Genomic DNA, 834 nt, shown 5'->3' with positions numbered 1-834 from the left:
TATACTCACGTAAGCGACCAGTTCGCGCCATTCGCTTGTCAGTCGATCCCGGCGACCGTGAGCGAGGCACCGTATATTCTCGATGGACTACTGATGAACGAGGTCGGTCGCCATGTTCGCGAACAGTATGCCGATACAGCAGGATTCACCGACCATTTGTTCGGAGCCAGTAGCCTGCTCGGCTACAATCTCGTTCTGCGAATCAGGGATCTGCCATCGAAGCGGTTGTACGTATTTAATCCCGATACGACCCCCAGGGAGTTACGCAAGTTGGTAGGTGGAAAAGCCCGGGAGGATCTTATCGTTGCGAACTGGCCTGATATTTTCCGTTGTGCCGCGACGATGACCGCTGGCAAAATCAGGCCCAGCCAACTCCTGCGCAAGCTCGCTTCTTACCCACGACAAAACAACCTTGCAGTTGCGCTTCGTGAAGTTGGTCGTATTGAACGGACCCTTTTCATTATTGAGTGGATCCTGGATACGGACATGCAGCGGCGTGCTCAGATCGGTCTTAACAAGGGAGAGGCCCACCATGCGCTCAAAAATGCGCTCCGTATCGGGAGGCAGGGGGAAATTCGCGATCGCACGACAGAGGGGCAGCACTACCGAATCGCTGGGCTCAATTTATTGACTGCGGTGATCATTTACTGGAATACCGTCCATCTTGGTCATGCCGTCACGGAGCGGCGGAACGAAGGGTTGGATGTTCCCCCTGAATTTCTTCCCCACATATCCCCATTGGGCTGGGCGCACATTCTACTGACTGGCGAATATCTTTGGCCCAAGGAACCGAAAGCTTAGGGTGTCATTTCGCCCTCAGCCGGAACCGACCCC

General features: G+C 54.7%; 1 protein-coding gene. It reads left to right on the top strand.

The annotated features are described in order from the left end of the window. A partial coding sequence (locus GF617_RS26915; protein ID WP_203452778.1) for a Tn3 family transposase occupies positions 1-801 on the top strand: 801 nt, incomplete at its 5' end. Positions 802-834 lie beyond the last annotated feature (33 nt).

It is taken from the genome of Lelliottia sp. RWM.1 (genome assembly GCF_016859735.1).
Taxonomy (GTDB): Bacteria; Pseudomonadota; Gammaproteobacteria; order Enterobacterales; family Enterobacteriaceae; genus Enterobacter.
The sequence above is the reverse complement of the archived record's forward strand: the minus strand, read 5'-3'. Positions and strand labels throughout refer to the sequence as shown.